Below are 25899 nucleotides of genomic sequence, written 5' to 3' on the forward strand. Positions count from 1 at the left end.
CGCTTTTGTATGCGCACCGAACTCGCCCGCCCGCCAGACGCCGCCGCCATTGCTGCGGTGCTGCGCGAGGCCGCGCAGTGGCTGGTAGACCGCCATATGCCGCTGTGGGCTGTGGCCGATTTCAGTGATGAAAGCGTGCAGCGGGACGTGGATGGCGGGCTGTATGTCGTGGCCAAAGTGGACGACGCGGTGGTGGGTGTGGTGCGTTTTCAGCGGGAAGACCTGACCTTCTGGCCGGATGCGGAGCCGGGCACCTCCGCGTTTTTGCACAAGCTGGCCGTGCGTCGGGCATGGGCGGGGCAGGGGGTGTCTGCGGCACTGCTGGCGTTTGGGCGTGAACACGCGCGCAGTCTGGGCCTGCGCACCCTTCGGCTGGACTGCGTCGCCGACCGGCAACCGCTGCGCACGCTGTATGAGGACTTTGGTTTTACCCTGCACGACCGTGTGTGGAAAGGCCGCAGGGAATTTGCGCGGTACCAGATCGTGTTGTAGGCAGCGTCTGCCGACCATCCACCAAGGAGCAATGCATGCGCCGAGTTTGTGTGTCCTTCCGGTTTTTCATGGGGTGTTCGGTGGTGGCCGCCATGGTCCCGTCCCTGGCGCTTGCCCAGGGCGCTGGCAGCCCAGCCCCCCGCACCAACGCCTTCAACGACCCCTTCGTCCAGGTCACGAGCGCCATCCCGCAATGCCCCGTGCCCGAGGGCCCGCTCTACACCGAGGCCGAGGTGCGCGAGCTGGCGCACACGCGCTCGCAGCATGGCGGGAGCTGCCACCGCGTGGGGCGCTGCCGGCTGCCCAACTCCTACCTGTACGACGCGGAGCTCATTCCGCGCGTGCAGCGCTATATCCGCGAGGAGGGGCGTTTTGACGACACCAGCGTGTGGGTGCTGGGCGAGCGGCGGCTGGTCACGCTGATGGGCTGCGTGCAGTCCGAGGCGCAGTCGCTGGCGCTCGAGAAAGCCGTGGGGCTGGTGGACGACGTGATGGGTGTCATCAACCTGCTGCAGGTGGGCACGGCGCGCGAGGGCGCGCGCTACCCGCTTGCGCCCTCGCGCCCCTGACGGGGCTCCATTCACAGGGGTGGGACCCGGTGCGACCAGGGTTCGGCCTGTTCCAGTTCATAGGCCAGTGCGAACAGGGTCTGCTCGTCGCCGACCCGCGCCGCGAAATGGCTGCCGATGGGCAGGCCGCGCGCGCTCAGTCCCAGCGGGACCGACATCGCTGGCGTGCCCGCCACGTTGTGCAGCGGTGTGTACGACGCATAGCGCATCAGCCGGGCCCACAGCGTGGCGCCGGGCACGGTGGGGGCGAGCCACCCCAGCGGTGGCGGCTCGCTAGCGGCCACCGGGCTGAGCACGACATCCACGGCGTCGAACCAGGCATTCACCTGCGCGCCCACGGCGGCAAAGTGCGCGCCGGCGCGTGCCGCCGCGCCGGCGGGGAGCGCGCGCGCGTGCCGTGCCAGGTGCAGGGTCCAGGGCTCCAGCAGCGTGTCGGGCGGGCGGCCCGTGCCCTCGGCCTGCTGCAGCGCCCGTTCGGCGCCGCCGCTCCAGGCGACCATGAAAGCATCGAAGAACCGCTCGCCGTCGATGCCATGCGCAAAGGGCTGCACCTGGTGCCCAAGCCGTTCGCACAGCCGCGCGACCCGGGTGACTTCCTGCAGCACCGCGGGGTCCGGCATCTCGCCAAAGAGGTTCTGCGGCGCGAAGCCAATGCGCAGGCGCCGGGCCGAGGGCCCGTGCACCGCGGGCATGGGCGGCAGCGGCGCGGCGCCATCGCCGCGCTGGTTCCACCAGAACAGCGTGGCGCTGTCGCGCACCGTGCGGCTCACCGCGTGGTCGACACCGGCATCGCGCGGGCCGGAGCCCTGCATGCGCGAGCGGCTGGGCTTGAGCCCGAACAGCCCGCAGCACGAGGCGGGGATGCGGATCGAGCCGCCGCCATCCGTCGCGTGCGCCATGGGCAGCATGCCCGCGGCCACGGCCGCCGCGGCGCCGCCCGAGGAACCACCCGGGGAGTGCAGCGGGTTCCAGGGATTGCGGACCGGGCCGCCAAGCAGGGGCTCGGTGGTGGCGCTGAGCTGGAACTCGGGCGTTGCCGTCTTGCCGATGGCGATCAGCCCGCTGGCTTCGCAGCGTGCCACCAGCGGTGACGAGGCGCTGGAAAGCGCCGCGTCCGCCTGCAGGCGCGAGCCGCTGCGCCGGTGCGTGCCTTGCAGGTCAACCGCGTCCTTGTAGGCAAACGGCACGCCCCAGAAGGGCCCGGCGGAGGGCGGCCCCTGCCATTGGCCGCGGGCCCGGTCGGGGCAGAGTTCCACCAGCGCCTGCAGCCTGGGGTTGATGTCCGCCACGCGCGCCAGGCTGGCCTGCACCAGCTGCGCGGGTTGCAGATGGCCCGCCCGCACCAGCGCTGCCTGGGACGTGGCATCAAGCGCCAGCAGGCCGGGGGGGGCGCCGTGGGCGAAAGCGGGGCGCAGGGGTGCGCCCAGTGCGGTCAGGCCCATCAGGCCCAGAAGATCTCGTCGTTGCATGGTGTGTGCACAGTGAATGGAGGAGAGGGCCATCGTCTCTGGGCCGGGCCGCGCGAGCTTGTATAAACGCGCCATGGCCGCGCTTTTTTGCTACCACCTGCTGCCCGCCTGCCTGGGCGATATCGACGAACGCCCCGACGCGCTGCTCGCGCGGGCCGTGCGCACGCAGGTGCAGGGCTTCGTCACCCACCAGGCGTATGTGGCGCAGGTGCTGCGCGGCGGCCCGGAGGCGCGCGGGCAAGAGGCTCGGCGGGAGGCACGCCTTGCACTGCTGTGTGCGCTGGACCTGAACCCGGTGCAGGCGCTCCTGGCGCCCCCGGCCGCCGTGGGCCGTGGGCCATCTGCGTTCGTGGACCGCTGGAACGCCTACAACCGCATGGCGCCCCTGGGCGTCAACACGCAGCTCGATGGCCAGGGAGCGCTGCGGCGGGAATCCCCCGCGCTGCCAGACCGTGCGCTGCGTGCCGCGGCGCAGCGCAGTGCCGACATCCGCGCGGGCATTGCCGCGTCGTGCGTGAGCGTGCTTGCGCGCGGCAGCACCCGCAGCAGCCCGGCGGATGCGCCGCGCACGCTGCAGTCCCTGGCGCGGCGGCTGGGGTGCGCGAACGAGGTGCTGGACCTGCTGGCCTGGTGGCGCGAGGAGCCCGCCCTGGTCCTGTCCGACGCCGCCTGCCGCCTGGGTCGCAGCGCGCGCCAGCTGCAACGCGATCTGGCCCGGCACGGCCTGGGCTTTGCCACGCTGCGCCAGGCCGCCCGCATCGAACAGGCGCAGCAGGCCCTGCTTGGCGGCGCGGCCAGCCTGACGGGCATCGCGCATGCCGCAGGGTTCTTCGACTCCGCGCACTTCGTGCACGGCTGGCAGCGTGCCTGTGGCATCAGCCCCAGCCAGTACCGGCAGCTGGCCGGTCGCCAGGACACCCAGGGCGCTCTCTGCGCCCCGGGGGCCGTGCGCAGAGGGGTGGATTTCGTGGAAAACGCGCAGTAGGTTTGGCGGCCCGCTGCGGCATATTGCGGCTTCCATCCTTGCAAAGGAAAACATATGTCCCGTAGGTTCCAGAGCTTTCTTCCTCCCCTGTCTCAGCGCACCGTTTTGTCCCGCGTTGCGGTAGTGGCGCGGCACCCTGCCTACCCGCAGCCCGCCACGCCCCGTGGGGCCAGCACCGCGCGGCCAGGCCGCCGCTGGCTCGTGCCCGCGCTGGCCATGGCGGCGTGGGTGGCCGCGATGCCGGGCGCGCACGCCAAGACGTTCCGCTGGGCCGGGTCCAGCGATATCCAGACCATGGACATCCACTCGCAGAACAGCGCCTTGGGCAACGGCATCCATGCGGCGGTGTATGAGTCGCTGGTGATGTTCAACAGCCGCACCCTCAAGGTCGATCCGCTGTTGGCCACCTCGTGGCAGCAGGTCAGCCCCACGCAGATGCGCTTCAAGTTGCGCCAGGGCGTGAAGTTCAGCGACGGCTCGGCCATGACGGCCGATGACGTGGTGTATTCGCTGCAGCGCGCGATGAGCAAGACGTCCACCTACGCCATCTACACCCAGGGCATGGACCGCGTCGCCAAGGTGGACGGCGAGACCCTCGACATCTTCCTGAAGAACCCCAACCCTGTGCTGCTCAACCAGCTGACCGAGCTGCGCGTGATGAGCAAGGCCTGGGCCGAGAAGAACAACTCGGTGGAGCCCAAGGACATCAAGGCCAAGGACGAAACCTATTCGCACCGCAATGCCATGGGCACCGGGCCGTTCGTGCTCAAGGAATGGGTGCCCGACCAGAAGATCGTGTTTGCCGCCAACCCCCACTGGTGGAATGCCGGCAAGGCGGAAGGCAACGTGACCGAGATCACCTATACCCCCATCAAGTCCGAAGCCACACGCATTGCCGCGCTGCTCTCGGGTGAGGTGGACATGGTGCGCGACACCAGCATTCAGGACTTGGCCCGCCTGCGTGCCCACCCGAGCCTCAAGGTCATGGAGATGGTGGAGAACCGCACCGTGTACCTGGCCCTGGACCAGTTCCGCGATGAGCTGCCCGGCAGCAACATCAAGGGCAAGAACCCACTCAAAGACCTTCGCGTGCGCAAGGCGCTGTACCAGTCCATCGACAGCGCCACGCTGGAGCGCGTGACCATGCGCGGCATGTCCAAACCCACCGGCGCCATGGTGTCGCCCCTGGTCAACGGCTGGACAGAAACCGTGGACAAGCGCCTGCCCTTTGACGCCAATGCCGCGAAGGCCTCGCTGGCCGAGGCAGGCTACAAAGACGGCTTCGAGGTGGACTTTGCCTGCAGCAACAACGCCATCGTGCAGGACGAGGAACTGTGTCAGTCCATCACCTCCATGTGGTCGCGCATCGGCGTGAAGGCCAAGCTGCGCACGCTGCCAGCGGTCACCTATTACCCCATGGCACAGCGGCACGAGGCCAGCATTGCGCTGCTCAGCTGGGGCGTGCCCACCTTCGATGCGCTGTACACCCTGCAATCACTCGTCCGCACCAAGACCACGGGCGGCGACGGCAACTACAACCTGGGCCGCTACACCAATGAACGCATGGACTACATCGTGGACCGTGTGAAGACCGAAACCGACCTGCCCGTGCGAAACCGCCTGCTCACCGAAGGCCTGCAGCTGCAGAACGACACCGTGGCACACATCCCCCTGCACAACCAGATGCTGGCCTGGGCCATGAAGAAAAACGTGGAGCTGGTACAGCGGCCGGACAACCGGATTGACTGGCGCTTGATCAAGGTGAACTGACGGACGGCCTTTCGCGGCGCGCTCACGCTGGCAGATTCAGCCGCAGCACGCTGTTTTCGCTGCCCACGTACAGGCTGTTGGCATCCGGGCCTGGGCTGATGAACTTCACCAGGTTCAGGCTGGCGGGCAAGGAGCCCAGGCGCACGCCGTCGGGCGTCGGATCGGCCTGCCCGGCCACCAGCTCCAAGCCCTTGGCAACGGTCCAGCGGTACACGCCGCAGGGGCCGGACAGGAACACCTGGCCCGGCCGACTGGGCAGTACGCACAGCTGCTGATAGGGCATCAACTCGCGCCGGTGGATGTCCAACCCGGGCAGCGCAAACGCTTGGCGCGTGGCGCCTTCCAGCCGCACCAGTTCGGGCGCATAACGCTCGAACTCGCCCTGGGAGGTCAGCACCGTGCGGTTGCATAGCACCCATGACACCGGGGACGCCGTGCCCTCGAAGGCGATATCGGTGATGTCCAGGTACCAGGGGCGCTGGGCCAGCGGCGGATAGTTGGCCGCGGAGTAGACCTGCTGCGGGTCACCCAACAGCACCTGCACCTGACCGGTGGCGCTGATGGTCCCGATCAGGGACGTGCCTTCGCCGGTCGGGTTGCTGCCGCCGCCACCGCCCGCGGGCAGCGTGCGGGTGGCAAACCACAGCAAGCCCGTGGTGTCCGGTCGAAGCACCTGCAGCCCCCCATACCCCGCAAACACGGGGCTTTGCACCCACGGTTCCCATGCCGTGCCGCTACCGTTCTTTGGCGTGCGAAGCACCGTGTTGGTGACGCGGTCGTAAGTCAGAAGATAGCCGTAGGCGATGGCCAGCAGGCCAGTGCGCCGATATGGCAGCGCCGTCGATGCGACCTGGCCGGATGGTGCCACGCTGCGTACGGGCGGCGCTGCGGCCCCGTAGGTTGTGCCCGCGCCCACTGCCAGGAACAACGACCCGGACCCTTCGGAGATCGCGTAGGCGCCGTAGGTAAAGTCAAAGCGGGCAGCGTCTCCCGCTCCGTCCGCATAGCCCAGCTGGTCAGGCTGGCCAACCCATGCTGACAGCGGCGCGGTGGGCGCTTGGGATGGATCCAGCAGGTACAGCTCTGCGGGGTAATGCCACGACTCCGGCGCGCCAAGATCGCGGTGAATGCGCACCGCGAGGTGGCCGGTGGCCGGGTTGGAGGCCGCCACCTCCAGTTGGCCTGGAAGCTCACGCGCGTTCTGCCGCGTACCGTCGAGAGCGTAGTGCGCCACGGTCCTGGTGCCAGCGTCGTAACCCCAGTACCTGTCGGAACTGCCTTTGACTGGCGCCAGGGGCACAGCGCTGCCGCTGGGCCAGTTGCTGGGCAGGACGGTCCATGCATAAACGCCTGGCGCGGGTTTGGCCAGCTCGGCCCATTCCACGCGGCTGTCGGCGTCAGTGAACCTGCGCACGGCCCCGGTTGGCGAGACGAGCAGGCGGCTGCCATTCGGTGCGGGCAGGAGAGAGGTCACCGTCCCGTCTGGCGCCAGCGTGCGCAGGGTCCACTGCGCTGAGGCAAGCGGTCGGTCGAGGAAGTACACCAGCCCATCTCCGCCCAGCACGGCGCTCTCGAACCGGCAGATCTGGGCTGCTGGGCCTTTTCCATCCTGCATCACGTCCGGCTGGGTGGGCGTTGTCACACGGCCGGCCACGATCTGCAGCGAATCACCTTCCACCGCATAGATGACGTAAATAGGGCCCAAGCCCGCAGAAGGGATCGCGACCAGATAGCGATCTTGCTCGTCCACCACGCCCCCCCCAGCGAAAAGCAACCCTGATTGCGCGGCGTGGTAGGTGAGCGTTCCCTCGGGGGAAACCTTGCCGATCCGCTGCACATCAAGGTGCTCGCCGGTGAACCACAGGTGGCCTTGGCTGGTGAAGGCCGGGCCGATCAACTTCCAGGGCAGGCGGGCCTGCGTGCCAGTGCCTGCAAGGAACCCGCTTCCCCCCAGTCCGCCCGCCAGCAGGCTGACTGAAGAGGGGCCGGGCGCCGAGGGCGCAGGCGCCGGTGCGGGGGCTTCCCCACTTCCACCCCCGCCGCAGGCGGTCAGGCCGGAAGCCGTCATCCAAAGCGCAAAGTGGCGCCTGGTGAGGGCGGAGGCAACGGTCTCGCTGGGTTGTTTCATGAACAGTTTCCGAAGTTTGAACAAGGGGCGCCTTCATCCAGAGGCGGATGCGCGCGCATGCCGTCTCAACCGGGAAGACCCAATCGCAGTACGCTGTTTTCGCTGCCTACGTACAGGCTGTTGGCATCGGGGCCGGGGCTGATGAACTTCACCCCGTTCAGGCTGGCGGGCAACGCACCCAGTCGCACGCCGCCCGGCGTGGTCTGGGCCTGTCCGGCCAGCAATTCCAGGCCCTTCGCCACTGTCCACCGGTACACGGCGCAGGCGTTGGAGATGATGAACACCTCGCCGGGCCGACCAGGCAGGGTGCAGAGCTGGTAGTAGTGCACCGAATACGCATCGGTTCCACTTACCGGGGGCAGGGCAAAGGACTGGCGCGTAGCGCCTTCCAGGCGTACCAGTTCGGGCACGTGGTACTGCACGCCCTTGCGGTCTGCGGTCAGCACGGGGCGGTTGCACAGCACCCACGACACGGGCGAGTTGCCACCCTCGAAGGCGAGGTCCGTCACATCCATGTGCCAGGGGCGTTGCTCCAGCAGGGGGTAGTTGTCGGGTGAGTGGATGAGTTGCGGGTCGCCCACCACCACCTGCACCTGCCCCGCAGCGCTGATGGTGCCGATCAGCGAGACGCCGGAGTTTTTGAAGGGCATCCAACTCAGCGGAATTGGGCGGACCCGCGTGGCAAACCAAAGCAGGCCGGTTGTGTCGGCCCGCAGCGTGGACAAGCTCAGGTCGGGGCTCATGCTGTCCAGGAGACTGCTCTTGGCCCAAGGCTCCCAGGCCGTGCCGGCCCCGCCCTTGGGTGTGCGCAGCAGTGTCTTGGTGTCCTGGTCGTAGGTCACGAGGTAGCCATATGCGCTGGACAACAGCCGAAAGCTGGAAGGGTAGGTGACAGGCATCGAAGACACTTGGCCCGCCGGTGTGACCGTGCGCAGCGGCGTAGGGACCGACTGCGGCGGCGTACCGGGCAATAGGATCTGAGCCCCTACTGCCACATACAGCGAGCCCGATGCTTCCGAGGTGGCGCGGGCACCGCGTTCAAAATCAAACCGTGCTGCATCGCCCTGGCCGTCCGTGTGCCCGCGCTGATCGGCGAGTCCGACCCAGGGCTGCGGCACAGCGGTCGGTGTTTTCACCCTGTCCAGCACGAAGAGTACGCCGGGGCTCTCGAGGGACGATTGGTCCAGAGGGCCCCTCCACGCATGCGCTACCAAATGTCCGGTGAGGGGGTTGGACACCGCCGCATCCACCTGCCCTGGCAGTTGCCAGACGTCCGTGCGCGTGCCATCCAGCGCGTAGTGGGCCATCGTGTTGAACGCGGCGTCAAAGCCCCAGTACATGTCGTTGCTGCCTTTGACAGGCGCGAAGGGTTCGGCGTGGGCCACACTTCGCCAGTTGTTCGGCAGGACTTCCCAGAAGTATTGCCCTGACGAGGTCCTCGCCAGTTCCGCCCATTGCACGCGGTTGTTCTGAAAATCATCGGTAAACCTGCGCACTGCCCCAGTGGGGGATGCGATCAAGCGGCTGTTAATGGGCACCGGCAGCAAGGAAACCACGGTTCCATCGGGGGCCAAAGTTCGCAGCGTGTAGTTGGCGGCGCCAGTATCGCGGTCCAGAAAGTACACCAGCCCATCGCCCGCAAGTAGCGGGTTCCCGAACCAGAGGATCTGCGCCGCAGGGCCTTTGCCATCCTGCATGGTGGTGGCGTTGGGTTGGCCTGCCAGCGTCACCAGCGTTTCATTGTCGAAGAACGAAACCACAGTGCCGGAATCGTCCAACGCAGCATGGGCGATCACGTACCGGTCTCGCGCATCAACGACCCCGACAGTGACGGGCATCTGTTGGTTGAACGCAAAGTACGACAGCGTACCTTCTGCGGTGATCCTTCCTGTTTTTTGTTCACGGCCGTACCTGCCAACGAACCAAAGATCGCCCTTGCTGTTGAAGGCATGCCCGGCCATCACTGGGGGCAAACGTGCATCGGTCAACACGCCTGGCAAAAATCCTGAGCCGCCCAATGCGCCCGCCATCAAACTGAGAGAGGCTGGCCCCGGTGCGGGACCGGGCGGTGGGGCTGGCGCGGGGGCGCCCTCTCCCCCGCCACCGCCGCAGGCTGACAAACCAGAGGCCGTCATCCACAGGGCAAAGTGGCGGCGAGTGAGGGCAGAGGAAACCTTCTCGGTCGAAGTGCGCATGGACAGTCTTGTGAAAGTTGAGAAATCACTGCTTATAAAACACCGGTGTAGCAAATGTGGAGGTTGTTACCAGGAGTTGCAGTGACGCGCGTGCCAGCTGTGAGCACAGAGCACTGCGGGCACGCAGAGTGCGCGGGCGTTAGCGCGCAGGCTGCAGCATGATGATCGCCATGCCCGCCAGCGCCACCAGTACGCCCGCCGCATCCCAGGCGGTGGGCCGAATGCCATCGACCACCCACAACCAGGCCAGCGCCGCGCCGATATAGACCCCGCCATAGGCCGCATACACGCGCCCCGCGCCTGCGGTGTCATGCAGCGTGAGCAGCCACGCGAACAGGGCAAGGCTCAGCGCTGCAGGGAGCAGCAGCCACATCGGCTTGCCCTGTTTGAGCCACAGCCAGGGCAGGTAGCAACCCACGATTTCAGCCAGGGCGGTGGCGATGAAGAGCAGCAAGGTCTTCATCATTGTTCGGGGCCGCGAATGGCGGTGGATGGTGGTGTCTCTGGGCTGGTTGCCAGCCACTGGCGCAACGCCAGTTCGCCCTTGGCGGTGAAGTGCACGACGCGCGAGCCCTGTGCCCGGTGTGCCCATCCGCCGTCGAACAGGCGTTGCAGCAACGCAGTGCCCAGCGCGCCGCCCAGATGGTGGCGGCGCTCGCTCCAGTCCAGGCAAGGGCGGCACAGCATGCGCCGCTGTTGCGCCAGTGCCGTGGTGTCAATGTCCACCTGGGCAAACCAGTGCGCGCCTGCGGGCGTCACCGCTGCACCCTGGGGCGTGGCGTGCAGCAGCCCCTGGCGCACCAGGGCTTCGTAGAACTGCACGCCCACTTCGCCAGCCAGGTGGTCGTAGCACATGCGCGCGCGGCGCAACGCGGGCTCGCGCGGGCTGGAGCGCAGGCGCACGGCACCGGCGCGGAAGGCCACGTTCATGAGCGATTCCAGCAGGTGCGCCACATCGCGATCAGCCAGCCGGAAGTAGCGGTGGCGGCCCTGGTGCTCGACGGTCAGCAGGCCCGCATCGAGCAGCTTGGCCAGGTGGGCACTGATGGTCTGCTTGGTCACGCCTGCCACCGCCGCCAGTTCGGTGGCCGTGAGTGCGCGGTCGGCCATCAGGGCCGTGAGGACTTCAGCGCGCGCGCTGTCGCCAATGAGCGCGGCAATGCGCGCGATGTGGGGGCCATCTTTCATGGTTCGATCTTGGGCGAACCATCGAAGGACGTCAACCGCCTATCGTGAAGCCCTGTCCACCAACGACGTCTGAACACCATGATCACCTGCTTTATCCGCTACGACATCGACCCCTTCCAGCGCGAGCTGTTTGCCGAATACGCGCGCCGCTGGGGCCAGATCATCCCGCGCTGCGGGGGCCACCTGATCGGCTATTTTCTGCCGCACGAGGGCAGCAACTACGAGGCCTGGGGGCTCATCGGCTTTGAGTCGCTGGCTGCCTACGAGGCCTACCGCGCCCGCCTGCGCTCCGACCCCGAAGGCCGTGCCAACTTCGCCATGGCGCAGGAAAAGCGCTTCATCCTGCGCGAGGAGCGCACGTTCACGCAGGGCGTGGAAGGCACGCTGGACCTGCCCGCACACCCGCTGGAGATCAGCGCATGATGGCCGTCATCTTCGAGGTACTGCCCGCGCCGGGCCAGCAGGATGCCTATCTGGGCGCCGCCGCCGCTCTGCGGCCTTTGCTGGAGCAGATCGACGGGTTCATCTCCATCGAACGGTTCGAGAGCCTCAGTGAGCCGGGCAAGCTGCTGTCGCTTTCGTTCTGGAGCGATGAAGAGGCGGTGGCGCACTGGCGCCAGATAGAAACCCACCGCGCCACCCAGCAGGCAGGCCGTGCCGGCATCTTCGACAACTATCGCCTGCGCGTTGCCGCGGTGGTGCGCGACTACGGCATGCATGACCGTGATCAGGCACCCGCTGATTCGCGGGCAGTGCACGGCTGATGGGCGCGCGGGCTAAGCGGCGTAGCCAGTGAGCAGCGCGTGCTCCCAGTCCGGGCGGCCGCGTCGCCGGGCCAGCGCCGCCATGGCCGCGTAGTCATAGGGCACGCAAATGTGTTCGCAATGCCAGCCGTCTGCGCGCTGTTCGATGAAGGCATAGCGTGCGTCGGGTGTCCCGGTCTGCACCGCATGGGGCACGGGGTGGTCATCGCTGTAGGCCTGCAGTCCCACGCTGCCGGGGTTGACCAGCAAGCTTGCACTCTGCCGCACTGCGCGGGGCACGTGGGTGTGGCCGCATGCGATGACGGGTGAATGCTCGCCGCCCAGCCGGTCAGATATCTCTGCAGCGGTGGCCAGGCGCAGTGTGCTGCCGTCCAGCGTTTCCAGCAGGTATTCGTGGTCACTGCGCGGCGAGCCGTGGCACAGGTAGATGTCGTTGCTGAAGCGATGCCAGGCTTTGAGCGTGCGCAGCCAGGTGAACTCCGCCTCGGCGAGTTGTGCGTGCGCGTACTGGTCCGAAGGGCCGCCACGCCCGGGGCGCAGTTCCAGCACCTGGCGCTCGTGGTTGCCCGCCAGCGACAGCCAGCCCGACGCCATCAGCCACTGCGCTGTCTCGCGCGGCAGCAGCGGGCCCGAGAGGTTGTCGCCCAGGTTCACCACCTGGTCAGCGCCCCGGCGGCGGATGTCGGCGGCCACTGCTTCCAGCGCGGCGAGGTTGCCATGAATGTCGGAGACGAGGGCTATGCGCATGGGGTGGTGGCTTTCAGCAGGGGGACACAGCGCCGCTCAGGCTGCCCTGGCACAGGTGCAGGCTGACGCGCGCCCGGTTGAACAAGAGATCGCACAGCCACGCATACACCAGCGCGATGTAAGCCAGCTGGGCCCAGCCTACATAGCTGCCGAACACGATGGTCTGCAGCCAGTTCTGGCCCCAGAGGTAGACAGCGCTGCTCGCCAGCGTTGCCACGAGGAGTGTGGCGGTGGCCGGCACCAGCGATGCCCCAGCTGCGCCGTGGGGTCGCCGCCATGCAGCCAGGCCCAGCAGGGCGAATGCCAGGGCGTTGGCGCCGCTGAAGATGCGCAATTCGCGCAGTAGCTTCTCGGCCGTGTCCATGTAGGCGCTGCGGATCAGTGCATCGAGCTGTGACTGCATTTGCTGCGCGGTGCCGATCTGCAACTCGAGCCGCTGCTGGTGACGTTTGCGGCATTCGCAGGCCGGAATCCCCATTTCGGCCGCAATGGTGGCGACCCGGGCGGGCAATCCCGCAGACAGCGCTTTGCGCGCGGCGTCGATCTCCTGTTCCTTGCCGCGCAAGAAGACCCGTGCCTGCGCGCTCAGGAAGCGTTCGTCCAGGGCTCTGAGCTTCTCGCCGGTCTTGTGCTCGATGTGCTGGCGGATCAGCTCGCGCGCACCGCGTTCAATCCAGGTGGGTTGCAGCAGCGATACCAGCAGCAACCCGCCGAAGGCGGCGCTGCCCAGCAGGGAGAGCAAGAGGACAAAAGATCGAAACAAGTTGCAGGTCTCCGGTTTTCAGTTCGATGCGGGTTGTACACCGGCACATCCGCTGTCCTGGGCCAGCCGGCCGAGTGCGGGCTCCGTCAGCCGGTAGCTGAGCCGTTCGGCCACCTGCTCGGCACCCAGGCTTTCGTAGAACAGGATTCCCCTGGCGTTTGAAGCTTTCACAGGCCAGTCGATTCGGAGGCAGCCGTGGTCAAAGGCATATCGGGCGAGCCCGGACATGAGCGCCCGGCCAGCCCCTTGGCTTCTCTCGGCCGAACTCACATACAGCTCTTTGAGCTGGCAATGCCGGCGCTGGTCCTCCGCAAATTCGACCAACGAATACACCAGCGAGAACGCCGCCAGGCCCACCACAACGCCGTCGCCGCGCGAAGCCACCAGCAAACGCTGGGCGGAGCCGGGCGCCAGGAGGTTCTGGCGGAGATGCTCCATCACCACCTGCCGAGCGGGCGTGGCGCCTTCGTTGTAGAAGGCGTGCAGTTCGCACAGCAGGTCCACCAGCGATGCATGCTGGTGTTCGGCGACGAGGGCGACCTGAAGTGGGTGTTCCGTGGGGCTGACGTTCTGCATGGGCTTTTGAAGCTTGGAGGTTTCAGCGAGACAACATGCGATTTCTGACAGGGTGCAGTGTGGAGAGCCCCATACCACTGCCAGAAAGTTGTCCAACGTGGTGACCCTGAGGAGGCCTCTGGGCGCTGCCCACCACCCGCCAAGGTGGTGCAGGCCAAGGCCCTGGGAGAGGCACGTTACCGCACCGCAGGCCTTGATCTTTAGCCAGGACTTCCGTGGATCATGGCAACTGTTGTGGTGCGTCGTGTGCCCCGTCTGCCTGGACTTTCACGGCAATCACTTCCATGCACACGCGGTAGCGTTGGCTGATGCCATAGCGCACGGGCCTGAAGCCACATTCGGCCAGCAATGCGTACAGGCGATCACGGTCAAAGTTGTGATAGTGCTCAATCTCACCCCAGTACGGGTTCGCATTGTTGGCATCCAGTGCTTTCCAGACAAAGGAGCCCAGGTTGGGCATGGAGATCAGCAGCACGCCGCCCGGTTGCAACAGCCGGTGGGCGGCATGCAGGCCCACCTTGGGAAACGGCATGTGCTCCAGCACATCCGCCATGCTGATCACACTGGCGGGGCGCGGCAGCTCGAACCCCGTGACATCCTGGCAATGGGCTGTCACACCCCATCTGCGCAAATCTTCCACCGATTGCGGACGCAGGTCCAGGCCCACGGGATCGAAGCCGTACTCCTGCGCGGTGAACAGAAGTGATGCATTCCCAAACCCCACGTCCAGCCACGTGCCTCCGGTCTGGTAGGACAGCACCTTCTCGACCATCTGCGCAGACACATAGCGCTGCCGTTCCAGGTCATAGCCCACCACCTGGGATTCATTGGTGCCACGGAAAACGATATTCAGTGCTGCTTCGGTGTAGTAGCCGCTCCGAAAAACATGCTGGCACGCCGTGCATTGGCTCCAATGCATGGTGCGAGAGAGTTCTTGGCTGTAGCGAGGGTGGTGGGAACAGTCCGCACTGCGCAGTGGCCGAAAGGCTTTGCTCTCACACAACGGGCATGCCTGGTACTCGATCAACTCACCGGCCAGGACTGCGGGGGTGTTTGCGGGGGGCCGATAAGTCACCGGCGCAGCGGGGAAAGAGTATTTGATCATTGCTTCATTCTAGGAGGCGCGGGACGCCGAGACTTGCGCGCCGCAAGAATGTGATCAGCGCCACAGGGCCGCCTGCTCCACTCAGTGCGGACCACAAGAAGCATGGCCGGACTAGCGATTGTTTTAGGGATGAGTTTGCTGCGCACGAGCCCCGTGACACTTCAGGCATTCCAGATGCCTGCTAGGAACGAAGCGCCGGAAATCCCCGAGCCGCCCTGCGCGCGAAGGCCGAGCGTCAGACACATCACTCCCGCAGGGAAGACACGAAGAATCAATGGCTCTAGCGCTTGAGCTGGAGGGTGGCTGGAAGACGCCCCTCGATCAACATCCTCGGCCTCAGGTCTTGCGCGTCGCCTTGAGGGACGCCGTTTTGCGCCATGTATTGCCCTGATCAACGGTCATGGAGCTCTCCCAGGCAAAGGAGTCAGGCGCAATCTCGAAGAAGCGAATTTTCGTGTGTACACGGTGGCCGTTCGGCAGGGTGGCGATGGCGTCGAGGAGCATTTCACCGTCCTTGGAGGTCCCATGCCACTCGGTCGGCACGGCCGGTTGAAGCGCTTGAAGGCCAACGATCTCCCAACGCCTGGTGATCTCAGAATACGTGCGCAGAGTGACGAATGAGGACACAGGCACACCCGTCGGACCCAGCGCCTGGAAGTCGTCCATGATCATCCGACCCTCATTCAGTGGCTTTGCACTCCACAAAGCCCGGTAGTTGAACGCAGGAGTGCCATCCTCCTTGTATCGGGACGCCTCGACGTTCCAGTCGCCTATGAGGAAGTCGAACTGCTTTGCTTCGGACGCCGGGCCTTGGAGATAGCGGGCTATTTCGGGAGGTATTTGTTCAGCTGGGGCTTGGTGGGTCATGTGAGAAGGCGGGCGGTACGATGAAAGCGCAACGCCAACAATTGCTATAAAAATAAGAGCTTATGGCGCATAGTAGACAAGCGCCAGAGGCCAAAAAAGCTTCAAATCCACGCTGTATCAATGGGCTGTGACTGCGAAGAAGCTTGCAGGCACATGAGCAAACAGCGCGCCGCAGCACCTCGCTCACAGCGCAAAAATTTTCCCCGGATTCAGGATGTTCTTCGGGTCCAGCGCCCGCTTGATGGCGCGCATCATGTCCACCGCGCCAGCCCCGGTTTCATCGAGCAGGAAGCCCATCTTGTGCAAGCCCACGCCGTGCTCGCCCGTGCAGGTGCCGCCCATGCTCAGCGCGCGGGCCACCAGCTTGTGGTTCAGGTCTTCCGCGGTCACGCGTTCTTCCGGGATGTTGGGGTCGAGCAGGTAGCCAAAGTGGAAGTTGCCGTCGCCCACATGGCCCACCAGGAAGTAAGGGATGCCGCTGTCCTCGGCTTCTTGTACCGAGTCGAGCAGGCAGTCGGCCAGGCGGCTGATGGGCACGCAGGTGTCGGTGCTGATGGCGCGGCAGCCGGGGCGGCTTTGCACGGCGGCAAAGTAGGCGTTGTGCCGCGCGGTCCACAGACGGGTGCGCTCTTCGGGCGTGCTGGCCCATTCGAAGGCATTGCCGCCAAACTCGGTGGCGATGTCTTGCACGGTCTCTGCCTGTTCCTTCACGCTCGATGGCGAGCCGTGGAATTCCATGAGCAGCATGGGTTCCTCGCGCAGGGTGAGCTTGCTGTGCGCGTTGACCATGCGCACCGTGTGGTGGTCGATGAGCTCCACGCGGGCGATGGGTACACCCAGCTGGATGGTCTGGATCACGGTGTGCACCGCGGCCTCGATGCTCGGGAACGAGCAGATCGCGGCGCTCACGGCCTCGGGCAGGGGGTACAGGCGCACGGTGATCTCGGTCATGATGCCCAGCGTGCCTTCGCTGCCCACCATCAGGCGGGTGAGGTCGTAGCCCGCGCTGCTCTTTTTGGCGCGGGTGCCGGTGTGGATGACTTCGCCGCTGGCGGTGACCACTTGCAGCGCCAGCACGTTCTCGCGCATGGTGCCGTAGCGCACGGCGTTGGTGCCGCTGGCGCGCGTGGCGCTCATGCCGCCAATGCTGGCGTCGGCGCCGGGGTCGATGGGAAAGAACAGGCCGGTGTCCTTGATGGCATCGTTCAATGCCTTGCGCGTGATGCCGGGCTGCACGGTCACGGTGAGGTCTTCGGCATTGATGCTCAACACCTGGTTCATGCGGCTCACGTCAATGCTGATGCCGCCCTGCACGGCCAGCAGGTGGCCCTCGAGCGACGAACCCGCGCCGTAGGGAATCACAGGCACCTCGTACTGGCTGGCCAGCTTCACGGCGTCGGCCACGTCCTGGGTGCTCTCGGCAAACACCACTGCCGAGGGAGGTGGCGCTTGGAAAGAGCCCTCGTCCCGGCCATGCTGCTCGCGCACGGCCTGGGCCAGCGAACACCGCGCACCAAAGCGGGTCTGCAGCGCTTCGATGAGGGCCTGGGGCACTTCGCGCAGGTTGATTTCAGGCAGGAGGTGGGCTGTGGTGGTGGGGGCGTTCATGGGTTGTCTCCAGGGTGGTCAAAAAGAATACCACCGGCCTTTGCGTGGCGCCATGGGCGTGGTCAGGCAGGTGCAAGCTAGGCCGTACCCCGCGGGTGCGCAAGGCGTGCTGGCATTGGGCGCCGTGGTTCGGGTATTCACGGGCTTGTTCGCGGATGTTTGCTTAAATACATTACGTTTGAAATGTATATTGTGACGATGCCATGAACCACCGTGTTTCCCCCAAGGCCGGGGTGCGCCGCACGCATGCCGAGCGCAGCGCTGCCACCCGCCAGCACCTGATCGCCACGGCCATCGATGTGATCCAGAACCGCAGCCTGGAGGAGATGTCCATCCATGAGCTGGCCAAGTCCGCAGGCATGACGTCAGGAGCGGTGCAGCACCACTTCACGTCCAAGGCGGTGCTGATGATGAATGTGCTCAGCGAGCTGATCGAGTCCAGCGTGTTGTCGGGCGCGCTCTGGCCCGACAGCGCACTCGCGTCCCGCGAGAGGGCCACCCGTTTCGTGCAGGCCGTCTGGGGCCTGGTCTATGCGCAGCCGCGCTTCATCGTGGCGTGGAACATCTATCTGGGCTGCCGCAACCAGCCGGAGGTGCTGGGCCACATTGCCGAGTTGCGCCAGAGCGTGCAGGCGCGCATGCGCGACGGGTTCTTCACGGCCTTTCCCGAACTGGCCACCGATGCCAATCGCGATGGCCTGCTGGGCCTGGTGCTGTCGTCGCTGCGCGGGCTGGGGATGTTGCAGCTTTTTGCACCTGCGCAGCAGAGCACGCCGGACGCTGCACAACAGGCCCAGCTGGCCTGCCTGGCCGACCTGATCGCCACCCGCTGCGAAGCTGCAGCCTCCAGCGCCGCATCCGCCAAGGCGCAAGCGCGCCGCCGCTAGGCCCTGGCTCCCGCCGCATCGGCGCGCCCCTGCGCAACGCCGTCCCATTGCCACCAAAAAACCCCAGGAGACAAAACACCATGGCCTTTTCCTTCCCCCGCGCACCGCACATCCCGCTGCTGGCCGCCCTCGTGCTGTTGGCAGGCGCCGCACTGGCCCAGCCGGGCGCCTACCCTGCCAAGCCGATCCAGCTCATCGCGCAGCAGCCGCCTGGCAGTGGCTCGGACGCCATGACCCGCGTGTGGGCCGACTGCGCCGCACGTGAATTGGGCCAGGCGGTGGTGGTGCAAAACAAGCCGGGGGCCAACGGCGTCCTGGCCATCAACTATCTCAAGGGCCAGCCCGCCGATGGCTACAACCTGCTGAGCATCGGCATGTCGCAGATGACGATCACGCCGTATGTGTACAAGCAGCCGCCGTACGACCCGCTGCGCGACTTCGATGGGGTGGCCGTGCTGGGCACGTCGCCGTTGGTGCTGGCCGTGCCTGCGGGGCAGGGCATCGCCAGCCTGGCCGATCTGCAAAAACTCGCGCGCGCCACGCCGGGTGGCGTCAACTTTGGGTCGCCGGGCAAGGGCAGCCCTGCGCACCTGCTGACTTCAGCGCTCATCGAGCGCCTGGGCGTGGCTGGCACCCATGTGCCCTTTGTGGGCGAAGGCGCGGGCCTCACGGCGCTGATGGGGCAGCAGATCCATGCGATGACCCTGGTCATTGGCACGGCCGCAGCCCAGGTCAAGGCGGGCAAGCTGGTGCCGCTGGCGCTGTTTGGCGCGCAGCGCTCGCCGCTGCTGCCGGATGTGCCCACCATTGCCGAGGCGTTGCCCTCTGCTGCCGACCTGGCGCGGCCCGCGTGGATTGCGGTGGTGGCCAAGGCCGGCACGCCACCCGAGCTGCTGACCAGGCTCAACGCCGTCACGGAGAAGTGCCGGGGCGATGCGCAGTACAAATCGCGGCTGGAGGCCATGAACGTCACGCTTACCGCCTCTGCGCCGGGCGACGTGCGCACCTGGGCCTCGCGCGATGCGGCGGTGTGGCGCCCCCTGATCGACAAGCTGGGCCTGGCCACGGAATGAACGGGTCCGCAGAGGCCCCGCTCGCCACGCTGCCCCACGGCGGGCGCCTGCGTGGTGTGTGGGATGCGGGTGCGCGTGTGTTTCGGGGTGTGCCCTATGCGCTGGCCCCGGCCGGGCCCCTGCGTTTTGCGGCGCCGGTGCCCGTGCTGCCGTGGTCTGGGGTGCGCGATGCTTGCACGTTTGCCCCGGTGGCCCCCCAACTGGCCCGCACCGCAAGGGCCGATGCGCCCATGTTGGGTGGCGAGGACTGTCTGGCCGTCAACGTGTGGGCGCCGCCTTCGAAGTCGGGTGCGGGCCTGCCGGTGTTGGTGTGGGTGCACGGCGGCGGCTTCTTTCGCGGGTCGGCGAGCGAGCCGCTGTACGATGGCGCTTCGTTCGCCCGGCAAGGGTTGGTTTTTGTGTCGCTGCAGTACCGGCTGGGCATGGATGGGTTCATGCACTTCGAGGGCGAGGACGACGGTGCCCCCGCCAACCGGGGTTTGCTGGACCAGATCGCTGCGCTGCAATGGGTGCAGGACCATATCCACGCTTGGGGTGGCGACCCGGCGCAGGTCACGGTATTCGGCCAGTCGGCGGGCGCGGGTGCGCTGGCGTGCCTGCTGGGCATGCCAGCTTCGCGCGGCTTGTTCCAGAGGGTCATCCTGCAAAGCCCGAGCGTGGCCTGCCAAACGCTGGACGAAGCCGCCACCATACGCCGCGCAGTGGCTTCATTGGTGGGCGTGGCGTCGAGCCGCACCGCAATGGCCTCGGCCCCCATCGGCTCGGTGCTTCATGCCGTCCACAGGCTGGCAGCCGATCCTTCGCTGCGGGTTCGGCATGGCATCGGGGGCCGCAACTTCTTTCCGCTCCGCCCTGTGGTGGATGGGCAAGTGCTGGCTGCGCCGCCGCTGCAGGCGATACGCCAGCAATGGATGGCCCAACCACCGGACCTGCAGGTGCTGGTGGGCAGCAATGTGGACGAGATGCGCCTGTACCACGTGCCCGGCGGTGCCATCGACCGCGTGACCGAGGCCCAGGCGCTGGCTTTTGCGCAGGATGCTGGCTTGTCCACGGAGGCGGTTCGCGCCTGTCGGGCGCTGCTGCCGCCGGCCCAGCAGACACCGGGCGAGCTGCTGTCGGCCTTGCAGTCTGATTTCTACTACCGCGTGCCCGCACAGCGCATCGCGGCGCTGGCCAGCGAATGGGCCCAAAGCGCCCACCGCTATGAGTTTGGCTGGGCGTCTCCCCAGTGGCAGGGGCGATTGGGCGCGGCGCATGCGGTCGAGTTGCCGTTTGTGTTTGGCAACCTCCACACCACGCAGGGGCAAGAGTTCACAGGGGTCGCACCGCCTGCCAATTTGGCGCAGGCCATGCACCAAAGCTGGGCGAGTTTTGCACGCCAGGGCGACCCCGGTTGGGCGCGGTATGGCGGCGACACACCCTGGGTGCAACATTTCAACACCGCATCGCGCTGCGAAATCCATAGCGAACCTGTGAGATTCAAGCTGTGGCAGGGCATCCTTTGACCAGGGAGACTGAAGTCCGCTGATCCTGACGGAGGCCGCTACAGGGTGGTGCGCCACACTGGTGCATCCATCTTGTATACCAGTTGGCACGGAACCTGCAATCGATGGACGGCAATGACCACCGCCACCGAGATCAGCAACCGCATCATCGAAGCCGTGATGGCGCAAAAGCTCGCGCCCGGCTCCCGCCTGGGCGAGCAGCAACTGGCGATGCTGTTCGACTGCAGCCGCACCATCGTGCGCGAGGCGCTCACGCGGCTGTCCACGCGTGGCATCGTCACCGTGAGCGCGCGTCGTGGCTGGTATGTGATCGAGCCTTCTGAAGACGAGGCCCGTGAGGCCTTCGAGGCCCGCCGCGTGATCGAGCTCGGGCTGCTGCACCAGCTCAAGACGGTGGACAAAGGCGCCGTGCGCCAGCTCAAAGCCCACCTGCAGCGCGAGAAGGCGGCGCTCGCAGGCAGCGACGTGGGCGTGCGCAGCTTCCTGCTCGGCGACTTCCATGTGTGCCTGGCCGAATGCTTGGGCAATTCGCTGCTGGCGGACACGCTGCGCGACTTCACGGCGCGCACCACGCTGATCGCCATGCTCTATCAGTCGTCGCACGACGCAGCGCAGTCTTGCGCCGACCACGTGCGCATCGTCGAGGCGCTGGAGGCGGGCGACATCGCCCATGCCGAGGCGCTCATGTCCGAGCACATCGGCTCGGTGCAATCCGCGCTGCGCCTGCAGGCCAGCACCGACCCGCTGGCCGGGCTGCGCGATGCGCTGGCCCCGGTGCGCAAGAGCACCGCCGCAGCGGACACCACCGCGCAGCCCCGGCAACGCAAGCCCCGCGCTGCGTCCAAGAGTTCTACCCCGAAAGCGTCCGACCAGGACGCAGCACCCGCCGACGCATCCACCTACCTAGGAGCCCTGCTATGACCGCCCCCCGTGCCTTTGTTTCCTCGACCCGCCGCCTGACACTGGGCGTGCTCGCCGCCACGGGCCTGTCGGCCGCGCTGATGGCCCCTGCCGCCCACGCGCAGAACGCGCTGGACAACATCCTCAAGGCCAAGGAAATCAAGATCGCCATCCCCACCGACTATCCGCCCTACGGCTTTGTCGGCACCGACCTCAAGCCCCAGGGCCTGGATGTCGAGATGGCCAACTACATCGCCACCAAGCTGGGCGTGAAAGTCGAGCTGATCCCCGTGACCAGCGCCAACCGCATCCCCTACCTGCAGACGCAGAAGGCCGACCTCGTGATCTCCACGCTGGGCAAGAACCCCGAGCGCGAGAAGGTCATCGACTTCACTGCGGCCTACGCGCCGTTCTTCCAGGCCGTGTTTGCCAGCAAGAGCCTGAACATCAAGAGTTTTGCCGACCTCACGGGCAAGTCGGTGGCCGTGACACGCGGCGCCATGGAGGACCAGGAACTGGCCAAGGTCGCGCCCGCGGGCGTGGACGTGAAGCGTTTTGAAGACCACGCGGCCAGCATCTCGGCCTTCGTGTCGGGCCAGACGCAGGCCATTGCCACCAGTGCCTCCACGGCCGGCACCATCATGGTCAAGAACCCCAACCTGCAGACTGAATACAAGCTGCTGCTCAAGGACAGCCCCAACTTCATTGGCGTGGCCAAGGGCGAGGACAAGCTGCGCCTCAAGGTGAACGAAATCATTGCCGAAGCCCGCAAGGCCGGCGACATCGACAAGATGTCCAGCAAGTGGCTCGGCCGCCCGGCAGGCGATCTGCCCCTGTGATCGCCTTCTTCGCCCTTCGCTGAACGAACCGAACAGGCCCGTGGCGCGACAAGCGCCACGGGGCATCCGCACCATGCTGATTGCGCTTGATTTTTCTGCCGTGCTGTCCTCCTGGCCGTTGCTGGTGCGCGGCGTGGTCTGGACCATTGGGCTCACCATCGTGGGCACCGTGCTCGGACTGCTGCTGGGCACAGCCTGTGCCTGGGCGCGCGCCCGCAACCTGGGGCCGCGTGCGCTGCCGCTGCGCTGGGCCGTGGCCGCGTATGTGGAGCTGGTGCGCAACACACCCTTCATCGTGCAGCTGTTCTTCCTGTTCTTCGGCCTGCCGGCGCTGGGGCTCAAGCTTTCGCCCGAGGTGGCCTCCGTGCTGGCCATGGTGATCAACCTGGGCGCGTATTCAGCCGAGATCATCCGCGCCGGCATCGAGGCTACGCCCCGTGGCCAGATCGAGGCCGCGCAGAGCCTGGCACTCACGCCGGGCCAGACCTTCCGGCGCGTGGTGCTGCCACCCGCGCTGCTCAAGGTGTGGCCTGCGATGGTGAGCCAGATCATCATCGTGATGCTGGGCTCGGCCGTGTGTGGCCAGATCTCCACGCCCGAGCTGAGCTACGCCGCCAACCTGATCTCCAGCAACACCTTCCGTGCGTTCGAGGCTTTCATCCTGGCCACGCTGGTGTACCTGGCGCTGTCGATGCTGACCCGCCGCCTGCTGATGTGGGTGGGGGCGCGTTTTCTGGTGGGGAGGTAAATCGCCATGGTTGACTTTTCTCTGTGGGACATCCTCCGCAACCTGCTGATGGCGGCGCGCTGGACGGTCAGTCTCTCGCTCATTGCTTTCATCGGCGGCGGTCTGGTGGGCTTGCTGCTGCTGGTGCTGCGCCTGTCCAAGGTGCGCGGCACCGAGCGGCTCATCGGTGCCTATGTGCAGGTGTTCCAGGGCACGCCGCTGCTCATGCAGCTGTTCCTCGCGTACTTCGGCATTGCGCTCTTTGGCATCAAGACATCGCCGTGGACGGCTGCGGCGTTTGCGCTCACGCTCTACACCAGCGCCTACCTCACCGAGATCTGGCGCGGCTGCGTAGCGTCCATTCCCAAGGGCCAGTGGGAGGCCGCGCAGAGTCTGGCGCTCAACTTCGGCGAGCAACTGCGCCACGTGGTGCTGCCCCAGGCGCTGCGCATTGCGGTGCCGCCCACGGTGGGCTTTCTGGTGCAGGTGATCAAGGGCACGGCGCTGGCGTCGGTGATCGGTTTTGTCGAGCTGACCAAGGCCGGCAGCATGATCTCCAACGCCACCTACCAGCCCTTTCTGGTCTACGCCTGCGTGGCCCTGCTGTACTTTGTTTTGTGCTTCCCGGTGAGTCTGGTGGCGCAGTCCCTTGAAAGGAAACTCCATGGCAACCGCAGTTGATACAACCCCGGCTCCTGCCCACGACGGCATCGTGGTGGGCGCACCGCCCATCGTAGACATCACGGCCCTGCGCAAGTCCTATGGCACGAACGAGGTGCTCAAGGGCATCGACCTCAAGGTGCAAAAGGGCGAGGTGATCGCCATCATCGGCAAAAGCGGCTCGGGCAAGAGCACGCTGCTGCGCTGCGTGAACGGGCTGGAGGTTTTTCAGGAGGGCGCCCTCAGCGTCAACGGCAAAAAGCTCATGCACGACAGCCCCACGGCCATGCGTGAGCTGCGCCAGCAGGTGGGCATGATTTTTCAGAGCTTCAACCTGTTTCCGCACCTTTCGGTGGGCCGCAACATCATGCTGGCCCCCACGCTGGTGAAGTCCCGCGATGCCGCCACGGCCGCAGCGCAGGCGCGCAAGCTGCTCGACCGCGTGGGCCTGGCAGAAAAGTTTGACGCCATGCCCGACCAGCTTTCAGGTGGGCAACAGCAGCGCGTGGCCATAGCGCGCGCCCTGGCCATGGAGCCCCAGGTGCTGCTGTGCGATGAGATTACCTCGGCGCTGGACCCTGAGCTGGTGGGTGAGGTGCTGCGCGTGGTGGAGTCCCTGGCCCTCGAAGGCATGACGCTGATGATGGTCACACACGAAATGGCCTTCGCCCGGAAGGTGAGCGACCGCGTGATCTTCATGCACCAGGGCCGCGTGCATGAAACCGGTACGCCGGCCGAACTGTTTGGCAATCCCCAAACGGCGGAGCTGCAGCAGTTTCTGTCGTCGCTGCACGACTGAAAACGGAGCCCTGCGCGTTCAACGTTCAAAAGCCCGCCTGCGGACTGGAAAGCTCCAGGGCAGGCGGGCTCGCAGGCCCCAATGGCCCGCTACACCACAGAGGTCACCCAAAGGCTGGCACCAATGCCAGGCCAGGGGTCCCCACTCAAAATGCTCAGGACAGCAGACCCTTCTCGAATTCTGCGGGCGACAGCGATCCGCTCTGGTCGACATCCAGTTCCTTGAAACGCTGGCTGATGGCGGGCAGCTGGGCTGCTTCCTTCTCGGTCAGCTTGCCATCCTTGTCGGCGTCGGCGCGGTTGAATGCCGTGGTGGCCGCCATGGAAGGGTTGCCGGTGCCAGGGCCATACGAATATTTGGAGTCCGCCTGGGGCGCTGTCCTGCTGGCGGGGGCGGGCTGGGGCGAAGCCGAAGTGGTCTGTGCTTGCAATGCGCCCGCACCGCCCAGGGAGATGGCGGCGAAAAGCATCACGCTGCGCGTGTCGAACGAATAGGTGCGTCGTTGCAGTGCTTTCATGGAAGCTAAGCTCCTTCGAAGTTGAACAGGGTTTCATTGCACCGCAGCACGCCTGCTAAGGCCAGCACTCTTGCCTGCTGTTGCCCGGGCCAACATTTGCCAGCGTGGTGTAACCACCCGCAGCCCTTTTGTGTCGCAACCTTGCGCCGATGTACCAAAAAGTTGTGGCCGCTGATGGGGCTTGCTGGATGACTGGCATGCCGGGGCATGTCCTACACGGCCCGGGTTGCTTCCCTCAAAACAATGGCCTTCTGCATCCTCCGCTGGATGGATGTTGTTCATTGTTTATCCCAAGGAGCCTTCCATGAAAAAGCAAACCGTTGTTGCCGCCCTCGTTGCCCTGGCCTGCACTGCCGCCCTCGCCCAGGCGCCGGCTGGCAACACAGCGCGCCCGCCCTCTGAAGTGAGCCCTTCAGCTTCTGGTGGCGCTGCTGCGAGCAATGCCCAAAACAAGGTCGACCAGCGTGCCAGCCAGAGCACGGCCGCGCCCGCCGACCCCGCCAAGGGCGATGGCCGTGGTGCCCCGGTGGCCGAAATCAACCCCAGTGCTTCCGGTGGCAAGGCTGCAGCCAAGGCAGACACACGCACCAATGCACGCCTGATGGATTCCAACGGCGATGGCACCGTGTCGCGCCAGGAATGGGACACCTACCACGCCAATGCGTGGAACAACATGAAGCCTTCCAACGCAGGTGTCTCCACTGCAGACGTCGACAAGCTCAACCGCACGACGGCCACTCACTGACGCAGCGCCAGGCAACTGAGG

General features: G+C 66.2%; 27 protein-coding genes. 15 read left to right on the plus strand and 12 right to left on the minus strand.

Annotation, left to right across the window (positions count from 1 at the left end; genetic code table 11):
* The first annotated feature begins 9 nt into the window (after positions 1-9).
* Together ARADN35_RS0119545 and ARADN35_RS0119550 are read left to right on the plus strand one after the other, a co-directional pair.
* Entirely contained in the window at positions 10-492 is a 483-nt protein-coding gene (locus ARADN35_RS0119545; protein ID WP_010465158.1) for a GNAT family N-acetyltransferase, read from the plus strand.
* A gap of 92 nt (positions 493-584) precedes the next feature.
* Complete coding sequence (locus tag ARADN35_RS0119550; RefSeq protein WP_373404735.1) at positions 585-1061, plus strand: BON domain-containing protein; 477 nt, start codon at positions 585-587, stop codon at positions 1059-1061.
* Positions 1062-1072: 11 nt separating this feature from the next.
* On the opposite strand, the gene ARADN35_RS0119555 is transcribed toward ARADN35_RS0119550, so the two are convergent.
* Positions 1073-2530, minus strand: a complete 1458-nt coding sequence (locus ARADN35_RS0119555) for an amidase family protein (protein ID WP_208856827.1) — start codon at positions 2528-2530, stop codon at positions 1073-1075.
* Between the two features lie 73 nt (positions 2531-2603).
* Here ARADN35_RS0119555 and ARADN35_RS0119560 point away from each other — a divergent pair, with 73 nt between their 5' ends.
* Positions 2604-3515, plus strand: a complete 912-nt coding sequence (locus ARADN35_RS0119560; RefSeq protein ID WP_010465164.1) for a helix-turn-helix transcriptional regulator — start codon at positions 2604-2606, stop codon at positions 3513-3515.
* Between the two features lie 216 nt (positions 3516-3731).
* Positions 3732-5285, plus strand: a complete 1554-nt coding sequence (locus tag ARADN35_RS0119565) for an ABC transporter substrate-binding protein (RefSeq protein ID WP_035197595.1) — start codon at positions 3732-3734, stop codon at positions 5283-5285.
* A 22-nt stretch (positions 5286-5307) separates the two neighbouring features.
* On the opposite strand, the gene ARADN35_RS28705 is transcribed toward ARADN35_RS0119565, so the two are convergent.
* The 4 genes from ARADN35_RS28705 to ARADN35_RS0119585 all read right to left on the minus strand — a co-directional run bounded on the left by ARADN35_RS28705 (position 5308) and on the right by ARADN35_RS0119585 (position 10796).
* Complete coding sequence (locus tag ARADN35_RS28705) at positions 5308-7413, minus strand: hypothetical protein (protein WP_029414211.1); 2106 nt, start codon at positions 7411-7413, stop codon at positions 5308-5310.
* A 65-nt stretch (positions 7414-7478) separates the two neighbouring features.
* Positions 7479-9608 carry a hypothetical protein gene (locus ARADN35_RS0119575; protein ID WP_244265932.1) on the minus strand — a complete coding sequence of 710 codons (2130 nt, stop codon included), beginning with the start codon at positions 9606-9608 and terminating at the stop codon, positions 7479-7481.
* Positions 9609-9747: 139 nt separating this feature from the next.
* A complete protein-coding gene (locus ARADN35_RS0119580; RefSeq protein WP_010465170.1) occupies positions 9748-10071 on the minus strand; it encodes a YnfA family protein in 324 nt (107 codons plus the stop codon).
* Entirely contained in the window at positions 10071-10796 is a 726-nt protein-coding gene (locus tag ARADN35_RS0119585; RefSeq protein ID WP_010465172.1) for an ArsR/SmtB family transcription factor, read from the minus strand. The genes ARADN35_RS0119580 and ARADN35_RS0119585 overlap by 1 nt, the downstream gene beginning before the upstream one ends.
* Before the next feature lie 78 nt (positions 10797-10874).
* Between ARADN35_RS0119585 and ARADN35_RS0119590 the strand changes: the two genes are divergently transcribed.
* The gene (locus ARADN35_RS0119590; protein ID WP_010465174.1) at positions 10875-11219 is read left to right on the plus strand and encodes an NIPSNAP family protein; all 345 of its coding nucleotides are present in this window, start codon (positions 10875-10877) and stop codon (positions 11217-11219) included.
* Entirely contained in the window at positions 11216-11560 is a 345-nt protein-coding gene (locus tag ARADN35_RS0119595; protein WP_010465175.1) for an antibiotic biosynthesis monooxygenase family protein, read from the plus strand. Before ARADN35_RS0119590 ends, ARADN35_RS0119595 begins: the two co-directional genes overlap by 4 nt.
* Positions 11561-11572: 12 nt before the next feature.
* Here the strand turns inward: ARADN35_RS0119595 and ARADN35_RS0119600 are convergent, their stop codons facing one another.
* The 6 genes from ARADN35_RS0119600 to ARADN35_RS0119625 form a co-directional block, all read right to left on the minus strand.
* Complete coding sequence (locus tag ARADN35_RS0119600; RefSeq protein ID WP_010465177.1) at positions 11573-12307, minus strand: metallophosphoesterase family protein; 735 nt, start codon at positions 12305-12307, stop codon at positions 11573-11575.
* 13 nt (positions 12308-12320) lie between these two features.
* On the minus strand, positions 12321-13070 hold the full coding sequence (locus tag ARADN35_RS0119605) for a hypothetical protein (RefSeq protein WP_010465179.1): 750 nt from the start codon (positions 13068-13070) through the stop codon (positions 12321-12323).
* Positions 13071-13088: 18 nt separating this feature from the next.
* A complete protein-coding gene (locus ARADN35_RS0119610; protein ID WP_010465181.1) occupies positions 13089-13646 on the minus strand; it encodes a GNAT family N-acetyltransferase in 558 nt (185 codons plus the stop codon).
* Positions 13647-13866: 220 nt separating this feature from the next.
* Complete coding sequence (locus ARADN35_RS0119615; protein WP_010465184.1) at positions 13867-14565, minus strand: class I SAM-dependent methyltransferase; 699 nt, start codon at positions 14563-14565, stop codon at positions 13867-13869.
* A 522-nt stretch (positions 14566-15087) separates the two neighbouring features.
* Positions 15088-15618, minus strand: coding sequence for a hypothetical protein (locus tag ARADN35_RS0119620; protein WP_029414212.1), 531 nt, complete (start codon positions 15616-15618; stop codon positions 15088-15090).
* Between the two features lie 183 nt (positions 15619-15801).
* Positions 15802-17226, minus strand: coding sequence for an FAD-binding oxidoreductase (locus ARADN35_RS0119625; protein ID WP_010465188.1), 1425 nt, complete (start codon positions 17224-17226; stop codon positions 15802-15804).
* Positions 17227-17429: 203 nt separating this feature from the next.
* Between ARADN35_RS0119625 and ARADN35_RS0119630 the strand changes: the two genes are divergently transcribed.
* From ARADN35_RS0119630 to ARADN35_RS0119665, 8 genes are all read left to right on the plus strand, one after another.
* Entirely contained in the window at positions 17430-18113 is a 684-nt protein-coding gene (locus ARADN35_RS0119630) for a TetR/AcrR family transcriptional regulator (RefSeq protein ID WP_010465189.1), read from the plus strand.
* 80 nt (positions 18114-18193) lie between these two features.
* The gene (locus tag ARADN35_RS0119635; protein ID WP_010465190.1) at positions 18194-19186 is read left to right on the plus strand and encodes a Bug family tripartite tricarboxylate transporter substrate binding protein; all 993 of its coding nucleotides are present in this window, start codon (positions 18194-18196) and stop codon (positions 19184-19186) included.
* Complete coding sequence (locus tag ARADN35_RS0119640; protein ID WP_010465191.1) at positions 19183-20691, plus strand: carboxylesterase/lipase family protein; 1509 nt, start codon at positions 19183-19185, stop codon at positions 20689-20691. Before ARADN35_RS0119635 ends, ARADN35_RS0119640 begins: the two co-directional genes overlap by 4 nt.
* A 114-nt stretch (positions 20692-20805) precedes the next feature.
* Positions 20806-21612 carry a GntR family transcriptional regulator gene (locus tag ARADN35_RS0119645; protein WP_010465192.1) on the plus strand — a complete coding sequence of 269 codons (807 nt, stop codon included), beginning with the start codon at positions 20806-20808 and terminating at the stop codon, positions 21610-21612.
* Positions 21609-22430, plus strand: a complete 822-nt coding sequence (locus ARADN35_RS0119650; RefSeq protein WP_010465194.1) for a transporter substrate-binding domain-containing protein — start codon at positions 21609-21611, stop codon at positions 22428-22430. Before ARADN35_RS0119645 ends, ARADN35_RS0119650 begins: the two co-directional genes overlap by 4 nt.
* Before the next feature lie 73 nt (positions 22431-22503).
* Positions 22504-23178, plus strand: coding sequence for an amino acid ABC transporter permease (locus tag ARADN35_RS0119655; protein WP_010465195.1), 675 nt, complete (start codon positions 22504-22506; stop codon positions 23176-23178).
* Between the two features lie 6 nt (positions 23179-23184).
* On the plus strand, positions 23185-23838 hold the full coding sequence (locus tag ARADN35_RS0119660; RefSeq protein ID WP_010465197.1) for an amino acid ABC transporter permease: 654 nt from the start codon (positions 23185-23187) through the stop codon (positions 23836-23838).
* Positions 23822-24616, plus strand: coding sequence for an amino acid ABC transporter ATP-binding protein (locus ARADN35_RS0119665; protein WP_010465199.1), 795 nt, complete (start codon positions 23822-23824; stop codon positions 24614-24616). Before ARADN35_RS0119660 ends, ARADN35_RS0119665 begins: the two co-directional genes overlap by 17 nt.
* Before the next feature lie 154 nt (positions 24617-24770).
* Here ARADN35_RS0119665 and ARADN35_RS0119670 read toward each other — a convergent pair whose 3' ends face one another.
* Positions 24771-25133: a PLC family EF-hand domain-containing protein gene (locus ARADN35_RS0119670; RefSeq protein ID WP_010465201.1), complete on the minus strand. Its 363-nt coding sequence runs from the start codon at positions 25131-25133 to the stop codon at positions 24771-24773.
* 304 nt (positions 25134-25437) lie between these two features.
* Here ARADN35_RS0119670 and ARADN35_RS0119675 point away from each other — a divergent pair, with 304 nt between their 5' ends.
* Positions 25438-25878, plus strand: coding sequence for a hypothetical protein (locus tag ARADN35_RS0119675; protein ID WP_010465203.1), 441 nt, complete (start codon positions 25438-25440; stop codon positions 25876-25878).
* Positions 25879-25899: the final 21 nt, after the last annotated feature.

Source organism: Acidovorax radicis N35, assembly GCF_000204195.1.
Taxonomy (GTDB): Bacteria; Pseudomonadota; Gammaproteobacteria; order Burkholderiales; family Burkholderiaceae_C; genus Acidovorax; species Acidovorax radicis.